The 21,268-nt window shown below is 58.1% G+C and carries 20 protein-coding genes; 10 read left to right on the top strand and 10 right to left on the bottom strand.

Features of this window, described 5'->3' with window-relative positions; translation table 11 throughout:
• Nucleotides 1-11: 11 nt before the first annotated feature.
• Both MHM37_RS13170 and MHM37_RS13165 read right to left on the bottom strand, forming a co-directional pair.
• The gene (locus MHM37_RS13170) at nucleotides 12-701 is read right to left on the bottom strand and encodes a VIT family protein (protein ID WP_239296984.1); all 690 of its coding nucleotides are present in this window, start codon (nucleotides 699-701) and stop codon (nucleotides 12-14) included.
• A gap of 53 nt (nucleotides 702-754) precedes the next feature.
• Complete coding sequence (locus tag MHM37_RS13165; RefSeq protein WP_239296986.1) at nucleotides 755-2,332, bottom strand: PQQ-dependent sugar dehydrogenase; 1,578 nt, start codon at nucleotides 2,330-2,332, stop codon at nucleotides 755-757.
• A 199-nt stretch (nucleotides 2,333-2,531) separates the two neighbouring features.
• Between MHM37_RS13165 and MHM37_RS13160 the strand changes: the two genes are divergently transcribed.
• The 5 genes from MHM37_RS13160 to MHM37_RS13140 all read left to right on the top strand — a co-directional run bounded on the left by MHM37_RS13160 (nucleotide 2,532) and on the right by MHM37_RS13140 (nucleotide 9,113).
• Nucleotides 2,532-3,476 carry a glycerophosphodiester phosphodiesterase gene (locus MHM37_RS13160; RefSeq protein WP_239296988.1) on the top strand — a complete coding sequence of 315 codons (945 nt, stop codon included), beginning with the start codon at nucleotides 2,532-2,534 and terminating at the stop codon, nucleotides 3,474-3,476.
• 265 nt (nucleotides 3,477-3,741) lie between these two features.
• Nucleotides 3,742-4,209 carry a hypothetical protein gene (locus MHM37_RS13155; protein ID WP_218013974.1) on the top strand — a complete coding sequence of 156 codons (468 nt, stop codon included), beginning with the start codon at nucleotides 3,742-3,744 and terminating at the stop codon, nucleotides 4,207-4,209.
• A complete protein-coding gene (locus tag MHM37_RS13150; RefSeq protein ID WP_239296989.1) occupies nucleotides 4,190-5,389 on the top strand; it encodes an OprO/OprP family phosphate-selective porin in 1,200 nt (399 codons plus the stop codon). The genes MHM37_RS13155 and MHM37_RS13150 overlap by 20 nt, the downstream gene beginning before the upstream one ends.
• Nucleotides 5,390-5,417: 28 nt before the next feature.
• Nucleotides 5,418-8,276, top strand: coding sequence for an EAL domain-containing protein (locus tag MHM37_RS13145; protein WP_239296990.1), 2,859 nt, complete (start codon nucleotides 5,418-5,420; stop codon nucleotides 8,274-8,276).
• Between the two features lie 30 nt (nucleotides 8,277-8,306).
• On the top strand, nucleotides 8,307-9,113 hold the full coding sequence (locus MHM37_RS13140; protein ID WP_239296991.1) for a PEP-CTERM/exosortase system-associated acyltransferase: 807 nt from the start codon (nucleotides 8,307-8,309) through the stop codon (nucleotides 9,111-9,113).
• Between the two features lie 9 nt (nucleotides 9,114-9,122).
• Here MHM37_RS13140 and MHM37_RS13135 read toward each other — a convergent pair whose 3' ends face one another.
• Genes MHM37_RS13135 through MHM37_RS13125 form a run of 3 tightly spaced genes read right to left on the bottom strand, consistent with a single transcriptional unit; the run spans nucleotide 9,123 to nucleotide 11,484 of the window.
• Entirely contained in the window at nucleotides 9,123-9,776 is a 654-nt protein-coding gene (locus MHM37_RS13135) for a hypothetical protein (protein ID WP_139526689.1), read from the bottom strand.
• A gap of 10 nt (nucleotides 9,777-9,786) precedes the next feature.
• A complete protein-coding gene (gene nfsA, locus MHM37_RS13130) occupies nucleotides 9,787-10,518 on the bottom strand; it encodes an oxygen-insensitive NADPH nitroreductase (RefSeq protein ID WP_139526687.1) in 732 nt (243 codons plus the stop codon).
• Between the two features lie 36 nt (nucleotides 10,519-10,554).
• The gene (locus MHM37_RS13125) at nucleotides 10,555-11,484 is read right to left on the bottom strand and encodes a formate/nitrite transporter family protein (protein ID WP_044628422.1); all 930 of its coding nucleotides are present in this window, start codon (nucleotides 11,482-11,484) and stop codon (nucleotides 10,555-10,557) included.
• A 179-nt stretch (nucleotides 11,485-11,663) separates the two neighbouring features.
• Here MHM37_RS13125 and MHM37_RS13120 point away from each other — a divergent pair, with 179 nt between their 5' ends.
• Nucleotides 11,664-12,431: a class I SAM-dependent methyltransferase gene (locus tag MHM37_RS13120; protein WP_139526684.1), complete on the top strand. Its 768-nt coding sequence runs from the start codon at nucleotides 11,664-11,666 to the stop codon at nucleotides 12,429-12,431.
• Between the two features lie 88 nt (nucleotides 12,432-12,519).
• On the opposite strand, the gene MHM37_RS13115 is transcribed toward MHM37_RS13120, so the two are convergent.
• Both MHM37_RS13115 and MHM37_RS13110 read right to left on the bottom strand, forming a co-directional pair.
• Nucleotides 12,520-14,178, bottom strand: coding sequence for a methyl-accepting chemotaxis protein (locus MHM37_RS13115; protein WP_153842690.1), 1,659 nt, complete (start codon nucleotides 14,176-14,178; stop codon nucleotides 12,520-12,522).
• Between the two features lie 167 nt (nucleotides 14,179-14,345).
• Entirely contained in the window at nucleotides 14,346-15,407 is a 1,062-nt protein-coding gene (locus MHM37_RS13110) for an NAD(P)-dependent alcohol dehydrogenase (protein ID WP_044628419.1), read from the bottom strand.
• Nucleotides 15,408-15,604: 197 nt separating this feature from the next.
• On the opposite strand from MHM37_RS13110, the gene MHM37_RS13105 reads away from it, so the two are divergent.
• Nucleotides 15,605-16,501 carry an AraC family transcriptional regulator gene (locus MHM37_RS13105; RefSeq protein WP_153842689.1) on the top strand — a complete coding sequence of 299 codons (897 nt, stop codon included), beginning with the start codon at nucleotides 15,605-15,607 and terminating at the stop codon, nucleotides 16,499-16,501.
• A gap of 21 nt (nucleotides 16,502-16,522) precedes the next feature.
• On the opposite strand, the gene MHM37_RS13100 is transcribed toward MHM37_RS13105, so the two are convergent.
• Nucleotides 16,523-16,948, bottom strand: a complete 426-nt coding sequence (locus tag MHM37_RS13100) for a VOC family protein (RefSeq protein WP_044628417.1) — start codon at nucleotides 16,946-16,948, stop codon at nucleotides 16,523-16,525.
• Between the two features lie 143 nt (nucleotides 16,949-17,091).
• Between MHM37_RS13100 and MHM37_RS13095 the strand changes: the two genes are divergently transcribed.
• Entirely contained in the window at nucleotides 17,092-17,967 is an 876-nt protein-coding gene (locus MHM37_RS13095) for a LysR substrate-binding domain-containing protein (protein ID WP_239296992.1), read from the top strand.
• 47 nt (nucleotides 17,968-18,014) lie between these two features.
• Here MHM37_RS13095 and mqo read toward each other — a convergent pair whose 3' ends face one another.
• A complete protein-coding gene (gene mqo, locus MHM37_RS13090) occupies nucleotides 18,015-19,685 on the bottom strand; it encodes a malate dehydrogenase (quinone) (protein WP_239296993.1) in 1,671 nt (556 codons plus the stop codon).
• Nucleotides 19,686-19,835: 150 nt separating this feature from the next.
• Between mqo and MHM37_RS13085 the strand changes: the two genes are divergently transcribed.
• Nucleotides 19,836-20,048 carry a DUF3820 family protein gene (locus MHM37_RS13085; RefSeq protein ID WP_139526677.1) on the top strand — a complete coding sequence of 71 codons (213 nt, stop codon included), beginning with the start codon at nucleotides 19,836-19,838 and terminating at the stop codon, nucleotides 20,046-20,048.
• Here the strand turns inward: MHM37_RS13085 and MHM37_RS13080 are convergent.
• Nucleotides 20,045-20,395: a hypothetical protein gene (locus tag MHM37_RS13080; RefSeq protein ID WP_153842686.1), complete on the bottom strand. Its 351-nt coding sequence runs from the start codon at nucleotides 20,393-20,395 to the stop codon at nucleotides 20,045-20,047. The two genes, MHM37_RS13085 and MHM37_RS13080, sit on opposite strands and share 4 nt — an antisense overlap.
• 108 nt (nucleotides 20,396-20,503) lie before the next feature.
• Here MHM37_RS13080 and MHM37_RS13075 point away from each other — a divergent pair, with 108 nt between their 5' ends.
• A complete protein-coding gene (locus MHM37_RS13075) occupies nucleotides 20,504-21,265 on the top strand; it encodes a DUF1499 domain-containing protein (protein WP_044628413.1) in 762 nt (253 codons plus the stop codon).
• Nucleotides 21,266-21,268 lie beyond the last annotated feature (3 nt).

Genomic DNA, 21,268 nt, shown 5'->3' with positions numbered 1-21,268 from the left:
ACATATACAGGTTATGCCATAACGCCAAACAATCGGCCAATCAGCGATGTCAACGCCATGGCCAGCGCGCCCCAAAACAGCACGCGTAAGGCGGCGGTACGCACTGGCGCACCGCCCACTTTGGCGGCCAGTGCACCCAACAGCGCCAGCGACGCCAATGACGCAATGGCGACGAGAGGTATCAACAGCACTAAGGGTGCCCACCAAGCGACGAGTAGCGGTAGCAGCGCACCGAGGGTAAACATCACCGCCGATGAGAACGCTGCCTGCAATGGCCGCGCTTGGCTCACATCGGTAATGCCGATTTCATCCCGCGCATGTGTCCCCAAGGCATCTTTTTGCATCAGCTGCTCCGCGACTTGGTGGGCCAGCTCAGGCGTCAGGCCACGCTCGACATAGATGGCGGCCAGCTCCTCTTTTTCGTCATCGAAATGGTGCGCTAACGCCTTCCGCTCCATGGCCAAATCGGCCCGCTCAGTGTCCGATTGCGAACTGACTGAGACGTACTCCCCCGCCGCCATCGACATCGCCCCAGCGACTAACCCTGCCACCCCTGCCAGCAAAATATCGCTTTGTGCCGTAGCCGCTGCGGCTACCCCTAAAATCAAGCTGCTAGTCGACACAATGCCATCGTTGGCGCCTAGTACAGCGGCCCTTAACCAGCCCGACCGATGAGAGCGGTGATGTTCCTTATGAATCATGACATCTCCTGAGCAACCTACCTGTTAGCGCTTTCTTTATTCAGTTTAGTTGATTAACGGGGCATCACCCGCAGCAGTTGCCCATCTGGGCTGTCGGTGAGCAGATACACCGCCCCTTCGGGGCCGACCCGCACATCGCGAATTCGGGCATCGAGTTCACCGAACAGCCTCTCTACCTCTTCTGCGCCGCCGTCTTCACGCAGCCGCACCCTGCGGACCTCACGATTGACCAACGAACCGACGAGTAGATCGCCCTGCCATTCGGGAAACAGTTCACCTTGGTATAGCGCTAGACCGGAAGGCGCGATGGAGGGCGTCCATTCAAGCGCAGGTGGCAGCATGCCGGGGTACGCTTCAAACGGGGATACCCGAGCGCCGGTGTAATCTAGCCCACCAGTGGCAATAGGCCAGCCGTAGTTGCCTCCTGGGGTGATCACGTTTAGCTCATCGCCGCCTCGTGGGCCGTGCTCGTGGGCGATGAGCCGTTGATTGGCGTCATCGAAGACCAGCCCCTGCACGTTGCGGTGGCCAATGCTGTAAAGCGCTGGCAGTGCGTTGGCATCTGCGATGAAGGGGTTATCGCTTGGAGCGCTGCCATCAGGATTCAGGCGCACAATCCCGCCAATATGGCTGGTCGTTCGCTGCGCTTCTTCGCGGTTATCAAACCCATCGCCTAGGGTCATGATCAAGGTACTATCCGCAAGCCACGCGAGGCGGCCGCCAAAGTGGGCATCGCCGCTTTTTGCTGGGTGTACGCGAAATATCTCTTCCACTTGCTCCAAGCGATTCTCCCCGAGCGTCGCCTTCGCCAAGCACGTGTGGTTAGCGCTAGCGGTGCCACAGGCATAGCTAAGATAGAGCTGCTGGTCTTGCTCGAATTGGGGTGATAACAGCACATCAAAAAGGCCCGATTGCCCAGAGGCATATACGTCGGGAATGCCCCCCAGCGACTCCACCAGTGTCTCGCCCTGCGCGCTTAACAGCCGAAGACGCCCAGGGCGCTCGGTGACCAGCATACGCCCATCGGGTAACCATGCCAGCGACCACGGATGCGCCAAGCCCTCCGTTAAAATGTCTATTTGGTAGGTGCTTTGAGCAGGCTGAGCGTCTACCGAAGGTGCCACAGGCAGTAGTAACGCCCCTGCCATCACGGCTATGTTGGACGCACCACGAGCGTTACTCCTGTCACGTGTGAGCACTGCCAACAGCCACCCCGCAAGCCCTGCCGTAGCCAGCATGGCTACCAACCCTAACGGCCCGCGAGTCGCCGCAATCAACGTGGGCATGGGTGCAAAGGCATTCGCCAGCCCAAAAGTGACCCACAGCCCGACCACGGCTGCTAAGGCGTGAATCAGCGCGCGACACATCCTCACCTTTCGGCGAACTATCAGCGCAGCAGCAACCTGTGACATGGCAAACCCAGGCAGCAGTACGGCTGCATAGAGGGGGGCAAAGTGGATGAGATCTTGCCCAGTCGTCGATGCTCGTACGCTAAACGGAATAGCCACGCCTAACGCTTGTAGTGCTGCCAGATTGATCTGAGTCTGCACCACGCTCCCCAGGATAACGCCTGCTAACAAAGCGATGACAAAACGCAGAACTCGCGCTCCGACGCTGAGCGGTTGGGTCATAACGCACCTCTGTAGTGGTTCTTTTTGATAACGCTATCCAGCAGACTAAAACATTCGGCGATGCTTGGTCGCTTTTACGTTTCCCGTTACTGATTCAACGGTCAGTGCACTATTCCCAACGACGCTGCGTGCGTTTGTCATGTGGCGAGGTTAAGGTCGTTACATGACCTTCGTTATGACTCGTTTTCAAGGAGTGTTTATGTCGCGCTATTCCCTGATGACTGCTCTGTTGATGACTCCGATGGTGATCACGGGCATTGCTACCGCTGCTACGGCGGCAAACGATACGCCGTTGAAACAGCAGCGTGAGGATTTAACTAGTTTCCAGGTGATTGCCCACCGCGGCGCAAGCGGCCACGCACCGGAAAGTACGTTAGCGGCCTACGAACTCGCCCACCGTTGGGGCGTCGACTATTTAGAGTTGGACGCGCAGCTCAGCGCCGATGGCGAGGTGGTGCTGTTTCACGATGACACCCTCGAGCGTACCAGCGACGGCGAAGGTCATATTCACGATTACACCTTGGCCGAGTTAAAGACGCTGGATACGGGGACATGGTTCCACGAGGCCCACCCCGAGCGTACGGAAGAGGAGTATCGCGGCGCGCAAATCCTGACGCTGGACGAGCTGTTCGATCATTTCGGTCATACGACCCGCTATTACATCGAGACCAAATCCCCCGACCTCAACCCTGGCTTGGAAGAAGCCTTGGTCGAACGCCTGGAAGCCTACGACATGATCGAGCAAGGCCGTGTGCTGGTGCAGTCGTTCGACCAAGAGAGCCTGCTCAAAGTGCGTACGGCGAACCCCCATGTGCCGCTCATTCAACTGCTCTGGTACTCCCCAAGCGAGCAGGATAGCGCCACGTTGACCGAGTGGAACGACACCACGCCGGGGGCCGACAGCATCCGAGATGAGGATTTCGAGCGCATTGCCGAATACGCCGTAGGGATTGGCACCAATGCCGCCTACCGGGGCCAAGAGGTCATCGATGCTGATTTTGTTCGTCAGGCGCAGGCACATGGCCTGTCGGTTCACGTGTATACCATCAATGAGCAGGACGAGATGAAGCGGTTGATGGCGCTAGGCGTCGATGGCCTGTTTACCGATTATCCTGATCGCCTGCTGGAGCTCGTCAGCGAGTAAGCCAGGCTACCTACACCACCGTTGATACAGGCCAACGCACGCACGCGAAAGGTGATGTAAATTACCATGACACCCTGGTCAGTTTTTGCCATTGCGTGTCGCTTGCGTCGTTGAATACAGTCGATAAGCGTTTGGCTCTGGCTGCTCTTTTTTGGTCGTACGTCGCAAGGGAGACGCGTCATTTATTCATTCACAGCTAATGGGTGGGCACTCCCCACAGGAGGCATCACGCTGACGTTTGGCCAGCACGGACACCCCTTAGGTCATGCCGTCTAAGAGGCCGCGACGTACGCTGCTGAGCGCTTCACTGACAGCGCTCATAGCCATTGGCCTGCTTTTTACCCCCGCGTCAGCCCAGCCCAACGAATTACCGAACACGATCGTTTTGATTGCCCACCCGTCAGTGGGCACTGCCAACGTTAGCCGGGATACCGCGCGCGCCATGTTTGCCATGCGCCAGCGCACTTGGCCCAACGGACAGGCTGCGCAAGTGTACGTGCTACCCAATCGGGACCCGGTTCACGGCCGATTTAGCAAAGAGCAGTTGGGGGTCTACCCCCATCAACTACAGTTAGCATGGGACAGAATGGTATTTTCCGGCATGGGGCAAGCCCCTAACCGAGCACGCGACCAAGCCGACATGCGTCAGCAAGTCGCTAGCACACCCGGCGCGCTGGGTTACCTTGAAAGGGAGTACCTGGATGAGAGCGTCCGTGTCATTTCAATGGAGTGAACGTTCCCTACTCACGTCATGGCTGGCTGCAGGGCTGCTGACGCTGCTGCCCTTGGGCGCTCATGGTGACGACCACCCAAGCGATACGCTGCAGGTACATGGCTTTCTTAGCCAAGCGCTGGTGGTCACCGATGATAACGATTTTTTTGGTGCCAGTAGCGATCACGCAGGCAGCCTGGAGTTCACCGAGCTTGGGTTGAACGCGTCGTTTCGTCCTCACCGTAAGGTGCTGGTGGCCGCCCAACTGTTGAGCCGCCGCGCTGGCGGCGACACCGAGGATGCCGAGCCCACGCTGGATTACGGCGTCATCGACTATCAAATGAGCTCCAATACCTCACGCACGGTGGGCGTTCAGCTCGGACGTTTCAAGAACCCTTTCGGACTCTACAACCAAACCCGCGACGTGGCGTTCACACGGCCCAGCATCTTACTGCCGCAATCTATCTATTTCGATCGCACCCGCGCCCTGGGCCTGGCCGCCGATGGCGTGAGCGTCTATTGGGAAGCCTACACTGACGCAGGCACGCTGCGTTTTCGTAGTGGGCTTGGCCGCCCGCAAACCGGCTCGACGCTCAGGCGCCAGCTCTTCAATGGTGCGGCGCAGGATGTCTCGGCGGCAGAGCCTTCCGCGATTGCCCAACTGCTTTTCGAAGACCCTACCGGCCAGTGGGTCGCGGCGCTAAGTACCGCCAAGGTGAACCTCGATACATCGCTTGGCGGACAGGCTGCCGATTTCGAGTTCCAGCCCTGGATCGCTTCGCTTCAGTACAACGATGAGTACTGGAGCCTAACCGCCGAGTACGCGCGTCGCCAACAGTCCCTCGACGGCGACTCCTTGCCGCGCACCTTCGATATCACCGGCGAGAGCTGGTACGTGCAATATCAGTACCGCTTTACGCCTACCTGGAGCGGGCTGGTCCGTTTCGATCGCTTGATCAACGACACTGACGACCGCTCGGGCCAGCGCTATCAGCAGGCAGGCCTTGGCCCAGCCCATTCACAGTTTGCCGACGACCTGACACTGGGCGTGCAGTGGACGCCCACGCCCAGGCTGATGTTGGCAGGCGAGTACCACGCGGTGGATGGCACTGGCTGGCTACCCAATCAAGACAATCCAGACGCCAACGCCACACGCCAACGCTGGAATATGCTGCTTTTTCAACTATCGCTGCGCTTCTAACCCATGGACCTGATCGAGAACTGCTGTGATGAGTCGGTTTTCTTCTTTACCAGCACGTCATCGGTTTAGCCTCGCTTGGCGGGTCACCGCGCTTAGCAGCCTTCTGTTGCTGACGTTGGTGGCACTGCTCATTTGGCTTGGGCATCACCACCTGACCCAACAGTTTGCCAATAGCCGCGTGGCCCATCACGAGCGCCAGCAGCGCGAGATACGCCTTGCTCTTCAGCGCTCTGCCGATAACTTACGCCAGTTGGCGGGACTTACCGCTTCGGCAGCCCCCCTCGGCGAGGCACTGGCCATCGGCGATATTAACGCCATCGATGACGCGCTACGCGATCAGTGGCCACCGCTGCAATTGGAGGCGGGTGTGGACGAGGTCTTTGTGTTCGACCCATTGGGACGGTTGCTCGGCCACTCCGGTGGTAACCACCCCCCGTTAGATATACCCGTCGAGGGCTGGGTCGACGAGGTGCTGTCAAGCGAGGCCCCGATGACCACGCTGCGCTGCGGGCTGACCTGTCAGCAGTTCGCCGCCGTGCCTATTTTATTGGCAGGCAGCAGCATTGGCATGGTGGTGCTGTCTCGTTCGCTGGCTGACGTGACCCGCGAAGCCAGAGAAGTTTCTGGTAGTGAGGTTGCCCTATTAGTGGCAGGCTACACCGGCACGAACCGCTTAGAGGCAAGCCGCCAGTTGCCGGAGTGGAACGGCCACTTGGTTGCCCTTACCAGCCGCGAGACGACGCTGCCTCTGCTGGAACGCGCGTCGCGCTCGGCGCCCATTGCGGAACTGGCCAAACGGCCGCTCAACCTGTCTTACGCGCAGCGCGACTTAGAACTCAGCGCCGTTTACATGGAGAACGATGCCGACTGGCGCAGCACAGGCTATTTTCTGCTGATTTCCGATGTGACGGCGCAGGTCGTCGCGATTCAGAAAGCCACCAATACGCTGCTGCTGCTCGGCGGAGCAGGCTGGCTGGCTGCTCAACTGTTACTCCTCGCCATTCTACTGGGTCCCATGGCGCGCCTACGTCGAGTAGCCGCGCTGTTACCGGCGCTGGCCAGAAGGGACTTTACGGAGGTACGCGGCAAACTGCCTGAGCGCACGCCACGGCTCTCCAACGAAATCGATGTGGTTGAGCGCGCGACTCGCACGCTGGCGAACCAGTTAGCGAACTTGGAAGCCAGCGTGACCGAAAACAGCCGCCAGTTGGCCGAGCGTATCGACGAGCTGGCTCATGAGAGAGATTTCGTCAACAGTCTGCTAGATACTGCTCAGGTATTTATCGTGGTACACAGCCAGGAAGGGCGTATTCGGCGGGTCAACGACTACACCCGCGCCCGCTTGGCGCTGAAAGATAGCGAACTCATTGGCCGCTACTTTAGCGATATTTTCGATCAAGCCCGCCACACGGCGCTGCCGGGACGCTTCATGGCAAAAGATGCGTCGTTCGATTCCGCATCGTCCACGCCACGCCAGGAAGAGAAAACCCTACAAACCGCCGATAAACGCTGCTGCATCGTTGCGTGGTACCACTCCGTCCTGCCCGCTAGCCCCCGGGAAGAGGCGCTGTGCATTTCGGTAGGGTTGGACATTACCGAACGCAAAGCAGCCGAAGAGCGGCTGATTTGGTTAGCAGAACGCGACCCGCTCACGGAGCTGTTCAATCGCCGCTATTTTCAGGATGCCCTGCAAAATGCGCTGTTGCACAACGGCGAAGGCGCCATCTTGCTGCTGGATTTGGATCAGTTCAAAGAGATCAACGAGCTCAGCGGCCACCACGTTGGCGATCATCTTCTGCGCGAGGTCGCCGAGACGCTGTTCTTGAACCTTGGCCAGCGCAGCATCATTGCACGCCTGGGTGGGGATGAGTTCGCGCTGCTGCTGGAAGGGGTCAGCAGCGAGCAGGCCATTAGCATGGCGGGGTATATTCATCAGCTGCTAAGCGGGATCGGTTTCCAATCGGCGGGCAGAAAGCACCATATCTCCGCCAGCATGGGCATTGCGCTCTTCCCACTTCACGGGCGCAACCCCGCCGATCTGCTGGCGAGCGCCGACATGGCGATGTACAAAGCCAAGGAGAGCACTCACCAGCGTTGGTATCTCCTATCCCAGGCCGAAAACGCAAAAGACGAGTTACAGGATCGCGTGTATTGGGTAGAGCAGTTGCATCACGCGCTGGAAAACGACAGCTTCGAACTGATGGTACAACCCATCGTACGTTTGGCCGATCAAGATATCAAACATTATGAAGTACTGCTGCGTCTTCGCCATCCCGACGGCAACCTGATCGCTCCACAGCACTTCATTGCCATTGCCGAACAGAGTGGCTTGGTGGTGCCGCTGGACCGATGGGTCATCCAGCATAGCGTGCAAGCGCTTGGTACGCTGCAAGATCGCGGTATTTCCTTGGCGGTGAATCTGTCAGGGCAGTCGCTGCATGACCTGGAGCTAAAGCAGTATCTAACCGACGAGCTGCAGCGTAGTGGCGCTGACCCTCATCATTTGATTCTCGAAGTCACCGAAACCGCTGCGATCACCGACTTTTCGACCGCACGCAACGTGTTACAAACGGTGCGCGATTTAGGCTGCCGCACGGCATTGGACGATTTCGGTATTGGCTTTAGCAGCTTTCACTATTTGGGCCAGCTACCGGTGGATTACATCAAAATAGACGGCTCGTTCATTCGTAGCTTATTGATCAATCCCGATAGCCATACCATCGTGAAAGCCATAGCCGACATCGCCAAAGGGTTTGGCAAGCAAACCATTGCAGAGTTCGTCGACCAAGCGCCGCTACTGCCTATCCTACAAGGGTACGGTATTACATACGGGCAAGGCTTTCATGTAGGCAAGCCACTGCCCCTAGCGCAGCTACTGAGAGGATGAACGATGGGGATAACGACAATAAAACCCACCATGACGTCACCTGATACGCTTCAAGAGAGCACGTTTAGCCCAACGTTTTTCAATGACCACTTTACGTTGATCATTGCCCAGACCCCAGACGAACAATATCGAGCGTTTGCGCTGCGCCACGCGGTCTTCATCGAAGAACTCAACTATGCCATTGGTAATGAAAACACGCTGAACATCGAGTGCGACGCACACGATCAACACTCGCTGCTCTGCTTGCTTCACCATAACGCGACGGGTATCGACGTGGGCTGCGTCAGGGTCGTGTTGATCGAACCCGTCCGTGGTCGACCTTTATGTTCCCTACCGTTGGAAGCGTACTATCCTGCTCCTCTCTTCATGCCTGATACCCATCCACATGCCTTTTCTTCTGACAAAACGTGCGAAGTGTCGCGATTGGCCGTCCACCCCACCGTGCGGAAAAAACCGCTCTCGCGTCCTGAGCTTGCCTCTCAGGACTTCCCTTCGACTTCACCAACGGCTCAAACGCCTTACGAAAGCATCAAAGAGAGCCCGGCCTTGTTGAGTCTTAGCCTCTTTCTTGCTGCCACGGCCATGGTGGGATTGAGCGGGCGCCACCATGTCTTTGCCATGTTGGAGCCTCGCTTTAGCCGTTTATTGAAAGCGTCCGGACTGCATTTTCAACAAGTAGGTGGGGTGATCAATTATTGCGGCAGCCGAGCGCCCTACTACATCGACCAGCGGGTAGCGGAGGCGCATCTGCCCAAGCGCATCGTCCCGCTGTACCACACCATCAAAACGCAGCTGGCTGTGCAGCTTTTGGCATCGTTCTGCCCCGCTTGCCGATAGACGTTTCCCTTAAACGGCAGGCGCCATGGAGGACGACGTCGAAACGCTAGTGGGCGAGATGCTGGCAAACTTATCGACAAAATACACGAGCGTTTCAGGATGCCGAAAACGGCGCTCGAAGGTTTCCTGCCGATGCTCATCGTCCGTTTGGTAGCGACGCGTCACGTTGGCTAGGTAGTCGTTGCCAGCTTTGACGACGTTGACGCTATTTTCATGCCCCGGCTCCCGGTACACCAGCGTGACTTTCGACTGCTGCTCCAACAGCGTCGCCAGCCGCTTGGCCGCATCACGCTCTTCGTCGGTGGCCCATAACGGCTGGTCGCGGTTACCGTAGTGGTAGAGGAGGACCGCCAGCAGAACAGCGAAAATGCTGCTGGTCAGCATCCAAGTCAACAGTACGCCCGATACCGGCATGGTCAGCATGATGACGAGCTGAATCACGCTACCGACCAACAAGACCGCTGCCAGCGGCCGCCACATGCGTTGGCTCATCATGGCGCGATTCAAGATGTATCCCCAGAGCCCCACCACGCCTAGCGCTCCGAAGAACAAGTGCGCCATGGCCAGCGGCGTTCCCCCGCCGGCAAAGATCGCCACGACGCCCATGACGGGTAACAGGCTATAAAGCCCGGCCAGTAGCACATAGGCACGCTGTAGAGACATAGAGGACTCCTTATTTCATGGTAAAGCCGCGTTTCACCAAGAAGTCACGCATATGGGGGCGCAGCTTGCTATCGAATAGAGGGGTTAGGTTGTGCGACCAATCACTGTTTTTATTACCGCTACTACGCGATTGATAGTACGCCTGCATGGTGTCGTCAAAGGCGGCTACATGATCGCTATCCTCAGTGTAGTAGTCCTCTTTCAGAATCGCTTCAACGGGCAGACGCGGCTTCACTTCCGGCTGATGCGCTGGGTAGCCCAGGCACATGCCGAACACGGGATACACATGGGCTGGCAGGCGCAATAGTTCACTAACGGCTTCCGGGTTATTGCGAATGCCACCGATATAGCAAATGCCCAAGCCCTCGGACTCCGCCGCGACTGCCACGTTTTGTGCCATCAGCGCCGTATCCACGGTGGCCACTAAGAGCTGTTCTGTCATACCGCGTTCGACGTTGGCACCGGTGCGCGCAGACGCTTCCGTAGGTCGCTTCATATCGGCACAGAAAACCAAAAACGCCGCGCTGCTGGCTACGTAGCCTTGGCCTCCGGCCAGCTCCGCTATGGCTTCTCGATTGGCGGCATCTTTCACATGGATCACCGTATATGCCTGTACATGGCTCGACGTTGCCGCCGCTTGGCCCGCTTGAATCAGTTCACGAAGCAGGCCTTGGGGGATCGCTTGATCGGTGAATTTACGAATCGAACGGTGGGCGTTCAGTAGCTTGATGACATCATTCATACCAGTTGCCTCCTGAGTAATCGTCTATTGAGAAAGTTAGCGCTGGCGACGGTTGAATAGGCCCTGCTTACACTCTCGCTGCGCCTCGACGTCGCCGCGAATCTGCGCATGGCTGATCAGCGCAAAAATGAAGGTACCGCCAATGACGTTACCAGCCAGCGTCGGTAGCGCGAACCCGACGACCGCGTCGGACCATGTAATATGGCCATCGAACACCAAATATAGCGCTTCGCTGGTGCCGACGATGATGTGGGTGAATTCACCAATCGCCATGACATAGGTCACGATGATGATCATCCACACTTTGGCTTGATCGGCAGCGGGAATCAGCCATACCAGGGTCGCAATCATCCAACCAGCGAGAATCCCTTTAGAGAACATTTCCATGGGCGTGTTGGCCATCATGTGCTCTCCTAGCGCGATGAACGCCTGGTGCGTCGCTTCGTCGAACATCGGCATGTGCAAAAAAGTAAACGAGGAGAGCGCCGCCCCCATCAGGTTGCCTACCAATACCACGCCCCAAAGCCTGCCCAATGCTCCCAGATTGGGTAACGTGGGTCGGCTCATCACAGGCAGAACGGCGGTGACCGTGTTTTCGGTAAATAACTGTTGGCGGGCCAAAATGACGACGATGAAGCCCACGGTATAGCCTAAACACTCGACTAAGAAGCCAATATCGGTTTGCGGCAGATGGGCATGCAGTACGCCACGTGCCACCATGGAGAAACTCATCGAAATCCCCGCCGCAATGGCTGACCATAGCAACGCCATGGAGTCTCTTGAGAGCTCTTTTTGCCCTTCTAAGCGTAAATGCTGATGCACCACGGCCGCTCTGGAAGGCAAATTCGCTTCTCGTGTTTCCTGCTGAGTACCGGACGCCTGGGAGGTGGGTTCGCGCTGGCCGGTCGCCTCACGACCCTGATCCCCCCCTTCAAAATTATCATCCGCTTGATGTTGTTGGTTCATACCGGCTCTCTCCCTGGTAAGGTTTCAGCGTAACGCTATTGTCTAAGATTGGGTAGCTACTCGAGCGGGTTAACGTACGGTGGATAAAAGAATTTTTACGCACTGTTGCACGCGGGATAGCCAAGGCTCGCTATACTATTTGTAATACTCAGGCCTATTAACGTTGCTAGGAAGCCGATATGTCACACGCCTCTCACACACCGCCCGGTCAGGCATGGAACGCCGGTCGGTATGCGGAACACGCCAGCTTTGTTCCTGACCTAGGTATGGAGGTCGTGCGCCTGCTATCGCCGCAGCCTGGACAGCGTATTTTGGACTTGGGCTGTGGTGACGGTGCGCTTACCGAGCGCATCATGCAACTTGGCGCCGACGTGCTGGGTATCGATGCGTCAGAAGAGATGGTCGCCGCCGCCCAACAGCGAGGGGTGACGGCGCGTGTGATCGACGGCCATCAATTGCCTTTCGACCACGAATTCGATGCGGTCTTCAGCAATGCGGCGCTGCACTGGATGCTCGACCCTCAAGCCGTGCTGGCGGGAATAAAGCGGGCTTTGAAACCCGGCGGACGATTCGTGGCGGAGTTTGGTGGCCATGGCAATGTGGCAGCGATCTGCACCGCACTGATTGCCTCGCTACAGTTTCGCGGCATTAGCTCGAAGGGACGCCACCCCTGGTATTTTCCGACCACACAGGAGTACACCAACCTTCTGCAAACGGTTGGTTTTCGTGTGGAAAGCGTCGAACTCATTCCGCGCCCTACGCCGCTACCCAAAGGCATGGCAAGCTGGCTAGACACCTTTGCGAGTCCCTTCTTTCACGGGTTAGACCCGGACCTGAAAGACGCTATCTTCGACAACACCCTCAACCTGCTGGCCCATAGCCTAAGCGACGGCCAAGGTAACTGGACGGCGGACTACGTACGTATTCGCGTTGTCGCCCACACCTAAAACGCGCTCCTTCCTATCGATGTCGGCATCCATCATCAGGGCGGCCCTCTAGCCGCCCTGTTTCGTGACGTTCGAGATGGCTGCTTGGCTAGAACTCATCCCAATCGTCGTTGTTGGGCGCCGCCGCAGACGTAGCGGGCTTGGCAGGCGCATGCTGCGGCGGTTGCGCTAATGTGGGTGCGCTGGCCGCTGGCGCTTGGCTACCTTCGGCCAGCCTGAAGGTGGCCATCAGCGTTGCCAACTGGCTCGCCTGAGCTTCCAGCGCGCTGGCTGCCGAGCTGGTTTGCTGCACCAGCGCGGCGTTTTGCTGCGTCACCGAGTCCATTTCCGTCAGCGCGGCATTGATCTGCTCGATGCCGCTATTTTGCTCGCGCGTTGCCGTGGAAATCTCGCCCATCAACGTGGTGACTTGGCGGATGGCATCGACGGTTTGGCTTAGGGTCTCCCCGCTGCGCTCGGCTTGAGTGGCGCCCGTGGTGATTTGCGACGTGGTCTGTTCGATCAGGCCCCGTATCTCTTTGGCCGACTCGGCACTGCGTGTCGCTAGGGAACGTACTTCGCTCGCCACCACCGCAAAGCCACGCCCCTGCTCGCCAGCCCGGGCCGCCTCGACCGAAGCATTCAGCGCCAGTATGTTGGTTTGAAAGGCAATCGAGTCGATCACCCCGATAATATCGTTGACCCGGTCGGCACTGGCGGCGATCTCACGCATGAGCTGAACGGTACGCTCGACCTCTTCACCGCTCGCTTCGGCAGACTGAGACGCCGTGACCGACAGTTGATCGGCCTCTTGCGCTATCTCGGCATTTTTACCCACCGTGGTGGCCATTTGCTCCATGCTCGAGGCCGTCTGCTGCAGCGCCGAGGCCTGCTGCTCGGTGCGCGACGAGAGATCTTGGCTACCCGATGAAATATCGCTGGCACCGTTGTAGACGTGCTCGCTGCTGCTGCGAAGGGACATGACCAGCGTCTTCAGTTTCTCTTGCATGGTCGCCAGGCCGATGAAGAGCTGGCCAATTTCATTATGCCCACGGTCCTCGATACGCCCGGTCAAATCACCGTTGGCGATACGATCGAAATGGCCGAGCGCCTGCTGGAGCGGGTTCACCACGCCACGCATCATCGCGATACGAATGGCGATCGCCGCCAGCAGTGAAAACAGCAGCAAACCTATCGCCACCGCGCCGCCGATCGTCGCTAAGCGCTCTACCTGACTCATGACCTGCTGGCCGCGTGCTTCGGTGTAGGCCACGAACTCGCCCATCGCGACATCCAGGTCGGCTCCCAGCTCCCCCAACGCCTCCTGTTGGCGCTGAATTTGAAACGGCGCGGCGTCCAAGAGCGGCACGATGCCGTCGGTCACAAAGGCATGGTAGGCCTCGACCACGCTATCACGCCGTTGGGCCAATTCGCTGCCCGGCGTGACCGGGATCGCCGAGAACTCAGCGAAGCGGGTTTGCGCTGCCGCCACGGCCTCTGCCGCCATGGCTAAGCTCTGCTGCCCTTTGTCAGGGTTGCCTTGGGTACTGAAGCTGGCCGAACGGTCGAGGAAGGTTTGCGCTCTGAGCGCGTTCACTTGAGTACGGTTCGCCAAGTTGGCAAGCCGCACGTTGATATTATTGATCTCGTTGAGTGCTCGATCACTCGTTGTATTGGTGTAAAACCCCAGTGCACTGATCAAGCCAATCATGACGACGAGCAGCGCCAGGGCCGCCGTCAGGCTCCATTTTATGGAGAGTCGTTTCATCATTCTGTTCCCTTCTGCTTTTTTAGTCGTCACCCCACTCATCACGAGGGTAAAGCATCACAGGAAGTAATATGAAGACACTAAGACCTTTGTCTACCAACGAAGATGACATAACGAACAAAAAAGCCCACCGCCATTTTGCGGTGGGCTTGCTGGAGCACGATGGCTTAGGCAGCGGTATCTTTCAACGTCGCCATGTCGATCACGAAGCGGTAGCGCACGTCCCCTTTCTCCATACGCTCGAAGCCTTCGTTGATCTTGTGGATATCGAGCATTTCGATATCGCAAGAGATGTTCTGCTCGGCACAAAGCTTGAGCAGCTCCTCGGTTTCCGCAATACCGCCGATGAGAGAGCCTGCGACGACGCGGCGCTTGAACACCAGATTGAATGCTTCGATGGCCGGTTCGATGGGCTCTAGAAGGCCGACCAGAATATGCGTACCGTCGTACTTCAGCGATGCGAGGTAAGGGTTCAAGTCGTGTTGAACCGGCACGGTATCGAGCATGAAGTCGAACGTCTCGGCCACGGCGTCCATTTGCGCCTGGTCGCTGGAGACCACCACATGGTCGGCACCGTTACGCTTGGCTTCTTCCACCTTGGCATCGGAGCGCGTGAAGACTGTCACTTCGGCGCCCAATGCCTTGGCCAGTTTGACCCCCATATGGCCCAGGCCACCCATACCAATCACGCCTACTTTATGACCTTTGCCTACACCGTGATGCTTCAGCGGAGAGTAGGTGGTGATACCGGCGCACAGGATGGGGGCTGCTGAGGCTAGATCGATACCGTCCGGCATTTTCAGCACGAAGTGCTCACTGACGACGATGGCGTCGGAATAACCACCCTGCGTCATGGTGCCGTCTTGGCGGTCCGGGCTGCCGTAGGTCATGGTGAAGCCTTCCAAGCAGTACTGTTCGACGCCATCTTGACAGGCGGAGCAGGTGCGGCAGGAATCGACCATACAACCCACACCGACCAAATCACCGGCTTTGAAACGGGTCACGTCGCTGCCCACGGACGTCACACGGCCCACGATTTCGTGACCAGGCACCACGGGATACTGGGTCATGCCCCAGTCGTTGCGCGCAAAGTGCAGGTCGCTGTGACATACGCCGCAGTAAAGGATTTCAATGGCAACATCGTCAGGGCGAGGCTCACGACGATCAAAGGTAAACGGCGCGAGCGGCTTGTCAGCGGAAAACGCGGCGTAAGATTTTGCTTGGCTCATGAAAACTCCTTTTTTGATACATCCCGCAGAGGCGGAAGGTGTTTTCATTATTGGCTGCCTGGGCGGAGATAGCGATGAACGAAGCTACGTTTTTTTTGCTTATTTCTCTATAAATGGGTAATAAAATAACAAAAATGCACAACAAAACGTCATAATTCTCGCGAACGATTCGATTTCATTTGCGTAAGGAGGGCCTTGTGGCCAGTACCGCACATGTTGGTAATGCGCTTTCCGACCTCATCATACCGCTCGTAAAAGGCGACGGCCCCAGCCCTTCCCGCTTGGATCGCGTCAGCCTGCTCTGCCTGGGCAGGCAGCAAGTCCGTACACCTCTGATGTATGACCCTTGTCTCATCATCATCGCTCAGGGGCGCAAAGTGGGCTATCTGGGCGACCGAGAGATTCACTACAACCCCGGGCACTATTTGGTCCAGACGCTGCCCATGCCGTTCGAGTGCGAAACGTACGGTTCTCCCGAGGCCCCGCTACTGGGTATGTCGGTCAAACTCGACCCAGCACTGCTCAGTGAAATGGTCACCGCGATGGGCGAGGGATACCCGCCAAGCAGCACCGCGCCTTTGCCCATGGCATCGGTCGCAATGAACGAAGGGATGCAGGATGCCGTCATGCGCTTGGCCCATACGCTGCACGATGCGGTTGCGTGCAGCGCCATGGGCGATGCCCGAATACGTGACGTGGTGTTCGAAGCGCTCAAAGGAGAACAAGGCCCGGCTTTGAGGGCGCTGGTGCAGGGGCACGGCAACTATTCACGCATCGTGCAGGTGCTCTCGCAGCTACATACCCACTTTGCAGAGGACTTTTCGGTAGAGCGGCTCGCGCAGCAGGCGAACATGAGCGTGTCGACGTTTCACCAGCATTTCAAGCAGATTACCCGCGCCTCGCCCGCTCAGTATCTCAAGCGGCTGCGCTTGATCAAAGCGCAGCAGCTCTTATTGCAAGATAGCCATAACGTGAATCAGGCGGCGCTGGCGGTGGGCTACCGCAGTGTGCCGCAGTTTAGCCGCGACTATAAGCGCTACTTTGGCGAGTCACCGCTTCAGCATCGTCGCCAGGAGCAGGCGCTGCGCGCTTAGTGGCCTTTAGACACGCCCTGCCTATTTAGCGAAGATCTGGCTCTTGTCTTTGAATGCCTTGAATTCGAGTGCATTGCCGCAGGGGTCGAGCAGAAACATGGTGGCCTGCTCGCCCACTTCGCCCTTAAAGCGAATGTAAGGCTCGATGACAAAGTCGGTGTTACGCGCTTTCAAGCGCTCGGCCAGCGCTTCCCACTCGTCCCACTCCAAAATGACCCCAAAGTGAGGCACCGGTACGTTATGACCATCTACCGGGTTGGTGTGGGCGCTCTCTTGTCCGGGCGTTTTGGGATGCTCATGGATCACCAACTGATGCCCGAAAAAGTCGAAATCGACCCAATGATCGCTGGAACGGCCCTCTTCTAGGCCAAACACATCATTGTAGAAAGTGCGCGCCAAAGCGACGTCATAAACGGGAATGGCTAAGTGAAAGGGGGAAAGGCTCATGGGTGTCTCCTGATAGGTGCTTTTGTTGGTACACGGCTAGCGCGCTGCGCTTGACCCGTGTCACTATCCTAAAAGGCGCAATGTAAAAATTAAATCAATTGTTTTTTGATCTATTCACAAATTTTATTGATGAAAATCTCACCATGATCCGCGAACTCAAAACGCTCATCGCCGTTGCCCAGCACGGCACCTTTGCGGCAGCGGGCCAGCATATCGGCCTGACCCAAGCCGCCGTCAGCGCGCAGATGAAACGTTTAGAGGCAGCGCTTGGCGTAGCGCTGTTCGAGCGCAGCGGGCGGGCAGCGGTACTGACTAAGCGCGGACAAGAGACGTTGCAACAAGCGCAGGCACTGATAGCCCTATACGGCACCTTAGGCGCCGCTTCTGCTGGACAGGAAGCCGCCACTCGCGTCAACTTGGGTGCGATAGCCTCCATTCAACGCTCGCTTCTGCCGAACGTATTGGCGCATTTTCACCGTCAGTTTCCCGAATGCCGCTCCCGCGTGGTGCCGGGGCTGTCTCTCTCGTTGATGAACCAAGTGGATGCAGGGGAACTGGACATGGCGGTGATCATTCGACCGCCGTTTTCGCTGCATAGCGACCTGCGCTGGCAGCCGTTGGCCCATGAGCCGTTTCGTCTGCTGGTGCCCCGCAGGCTAACCACGGATGACTGGCGGGCGCTACTCACTCAACAGCCGTTCGTCCGCTACGATCGTGCCTCGTTCGGCGGCCGTCAGGTCGATCGTTTCTTGCGTGACAACCACTGTCACGTCAGGGACGTGTGCGAGGTAGACGAGCTAGACGCCATCATACAGCTGGTGGCCAACGGCGTGGGCGTGGCGCTAGTGCCGCAGCCAAGCGCCCTTCGGCGCTGGCCCGCGGGCGTGCGTGCCATCGACTTGAAAGAGCACACCTTCCATCGCGATATCGGTATCGTTCATCGCGCTAGCGGCCAGCTCAGCAAACCGGCCAAGGCACTGGCCGCCCTGCTGACGCAAGTCGCCGCAGCCGAACACTAAAACGCCAGCCCGAGGGCTGGCGCTAGTGAGCACGGAACGCATGTGGCTTAAGCCTCGGTAGTGCTTTTGGCTTCCGTACTGCTCTCTTCTGTCATGCTCTCTTCTGTCATGCTCTCTTCGTCTGCACTCGGCTCGTCTTGCGACGCCTCGTCAGCGCTGGGTAGGTTCATGGGCTCGTCTAAATTGAGCGTCTGTGCCGTGTAAGCGCGCACCTCGCGCAACAACTCAGGGTTCTCCGCCAGCTTTTGGCCGTACGAAGGAATGATCTCGGTCAGCGTAGATTGCCACTCGTCGCTGGCCACCTGAGTCGGGAAGACGCGATCCAGCAAGCCAAGCATGATCGACGGCGCAGTAGAGGCGCCCGGCGACGCGCCCAACAGCGCGGACATGGTGCCGTCCTGCGAGGTCACGACTTCCGTACCGAACTGTAGCACGCCGCCACGCTCGGGGTCGTTCTTGATGATCTGTACGCGCTGGCCCGCCGTCCACAGCGTCCAATCGTCACGCTGGGCGTTGGGATAGTACGCCTGCAGCGCTTCGAAGCGGTCGTCGTCGGACATCAAGACCTGGCCGACGAGATAGCTGACCAGATTGAAGTTATCCAGACCGACTTCCATCATCGGCCAGGTGTTATCCAGCGTCATGGAGCCAAATAGATCCGTCCAAGAGCCCTCTTTCAAGAACTTGCTGGAGAACGTGGCAAAGGGCCCGAAGAACAGCGCAGGCTCGCCATCCAGGTAGCGCAGATCCAGGTGCGGGACGGACATGGGCGGCGAGCCTTCGCCCGCTTTCCCATACGCTTTCACGTCGTGCTGTGACACGACATCCGGATTGGTGGTGTAGAGAAACTGGCCACCCACAGGGAAACCGGCGTAAGCCTCGGCTTCGGGAATGCCCGATGCCTGCAGCAGCGGAAGCGCTGCACCACCGGCGCCGATGAACACGTAGCGAGCATCGACCGTGCTCTCTTCACCGCTGTCCAGGTGGGCAATGGTGACTTGCCAGGTATCGTCGTCGTTACGGCTCAGGTCACGTACTTCGCTGTGCAAACCGAGCGTAAAGTGCTCGCTGCGCGTCAGCGCTTCGACCATTTCACGGGCCTGAGCACCGTAGTTCACTTCGGTGCCCATTTGCATGCGCGTGGCGGCCACTGGGCGGTCGTCGTTGTCACGACCTTCCATGATCAGCGGCATCCACTCGGCCAGCTCTGCGCGATCTTCCGAGTACTCCATGCCCGCATACAGCGGGTTCTGCGTCATGGCGTCGTAACGCTCGCGCAGGAAGCTGACGTCTTCATCGCCCCACACCACGGCAATGTGCGGCACGCTATTGATAAATGAGGAGGGTTCACCAAGAATGCCGTTCTCGACTTGATGCGCCCAGAATTGACGAGAAATTTCGAACTGCTCGGTGACGTTGATGGCGCGCTGGATCTCGACACGGCCACTGGCATCCGGCGTGTAGTTCATTTCCATGAACGCAGAGTGGCCACTACCGGCGTTGTTCCACGCGTTGGAGCTCTCTTGCGCCACTTCACCAAGACGCTCGTAAAGGTGAATGTCCCACTCCGGCTCTAACTCTTGCAGGTAAGTGCCTAACGTAGCGCTCATGATACCACCGCCGATGAGCACCACATCGATCGGTTCATCGGCGGAAACAGGCGATGTCGCCAAGGCTAAAAGTGGTGAACAAAGTAACAGACTTAAACGTTTTTGCATGTCATGTCCCTGACGATACAGAAATGACGTACCGGAACAGCAGGTGCCCAGCGTCGAGGAGGGTAAAAGAATTGCGACGAAAGTCTAACAAATAACCGCGGGCGCGGGAATATAAAAGAGAGCTTAAATGAGAATGAAAGGAATTAACGAATGAAACCCGAGGATTTAGAAAAACTGGTCACGCGCAAGATGCCTTTCGGTAAATACGAGGGCTGGCTCATTGCGGATTTGCCGGGCCCTTATTTGAACTGGTTTGCTCGGGAAGGATTTCCCCAAGGGGAGATCGGTCAGCTACTGCACCTGATGCATGAAATCGACCATAACGGCCTGAGCGACCTGCTCACGCCGCTGCGCGCCCGCTAACGAGCGCGCAGCGCCTGCTCCCGCTCTTCGACGTAACGGCGGCGATGCTGGGCGGGGTCGTTCGGAAACCGGCCTAACGCGACGGCTTTTTGGAAAAAACCGGTGGCCGGTATATCGTCTCCCCGACGGCTGATCACCAGGGCGGCGATCATCGGCCGCCCGGCGGCGACGTCCTGCTCCATTAACTGCTCCAGCGCTTGTGTCACCCGTGCAATGGTGCGCGGTGGCGTCAGCCCCAAGGCGTTAGCAACCTGCTGATAGTTCATGGGCAGTGCACTGGTGGGTGCCTGAATGAGGAGCGTGCGCACTTGGTGGGCAAGCATAGCGATGGCATCGGATGAGCGCATTGGGTCGTGACTCGCTGATTCAATCATGTGGTAGAAATAGCCACGCTACCACATCGCTGGCTATGCTGTGGCCAGACGATACGTTCCTATCACTGCGAGGAGAGACAGATGGTCGGTAGACGCAATCAGCGACATTACAGCCGCTGGCCTAAAGCCTTTGCCTGGCTAAGCGTGCTGGCGCTCGTGGCGGCAGCGCTATTAATGGCAGGGGCTGGCCCCGCCTATCGCTGGCAGTGGGTCGGCTTAGGAGAGGCCTTCAACCTGCTACGTAATGGTGTCTATGCAGCCACGGCGGCAGTGGCGCTGAGCGTGTTGGTGCTACTCATCAGCGCATTCACTCGGCGGGGCGGCACGGCGATCGTGGCCATTGGCGTGCTCATGCTCACCGCAGCCCTACTCTACATGCCCTGGCAACAGTGGCAGCGCGCTCAGCAGGCGCCGGTCATCCATGACATCACCACCGATACCCAAAACCCGCCAGCGTTCGCTGCCCTGCGGGAGGCCCGCGAAGCCGCCCCCAACGAAGTAGACTACCCAGGCGAGGCGACCGCCGAGCAGCAGCAAGCGGCCTACCCGAACGTTCGCCCCTTGGTCGTCGATGCCCCTGCCGCCACCGTACTGGCTGCAGTGCAGGCCGAAGTAGAGGCCGCCGGTTGGAACATTGCCGAGATTACCCCTACCGGTTTGGAAGCCACCGCCGTGACGCGCTGGTTTGGGTTCGAAGATGACGTGGTCATTCGGCTGACCGAGCAGGGCAACCGCACTAGGGTGGACATGCGCTCGGCTTCGCGGCTGGGGGCCAGCGATGTAGGCACCAATGCGCAGCGTATCGAGACGTTTATGAGCGCGCTGCGCGAGCGGCTGGAGTAACTC

This window comes from Halomonas sp. MMH1-48 (genome assembly GCF_022348105.1).
In the GTDB taxonomy this organism is placed as follows: Bacteria; Pseudomonadota; Gammaproteobacteria; order Pseudomonadales; family Halomonadaceae; genus Vreelandella; species Vreelandella piezotolerans.
This window is presented reverse-complemented; position numbering and strand designations above follow the sequence as displayed.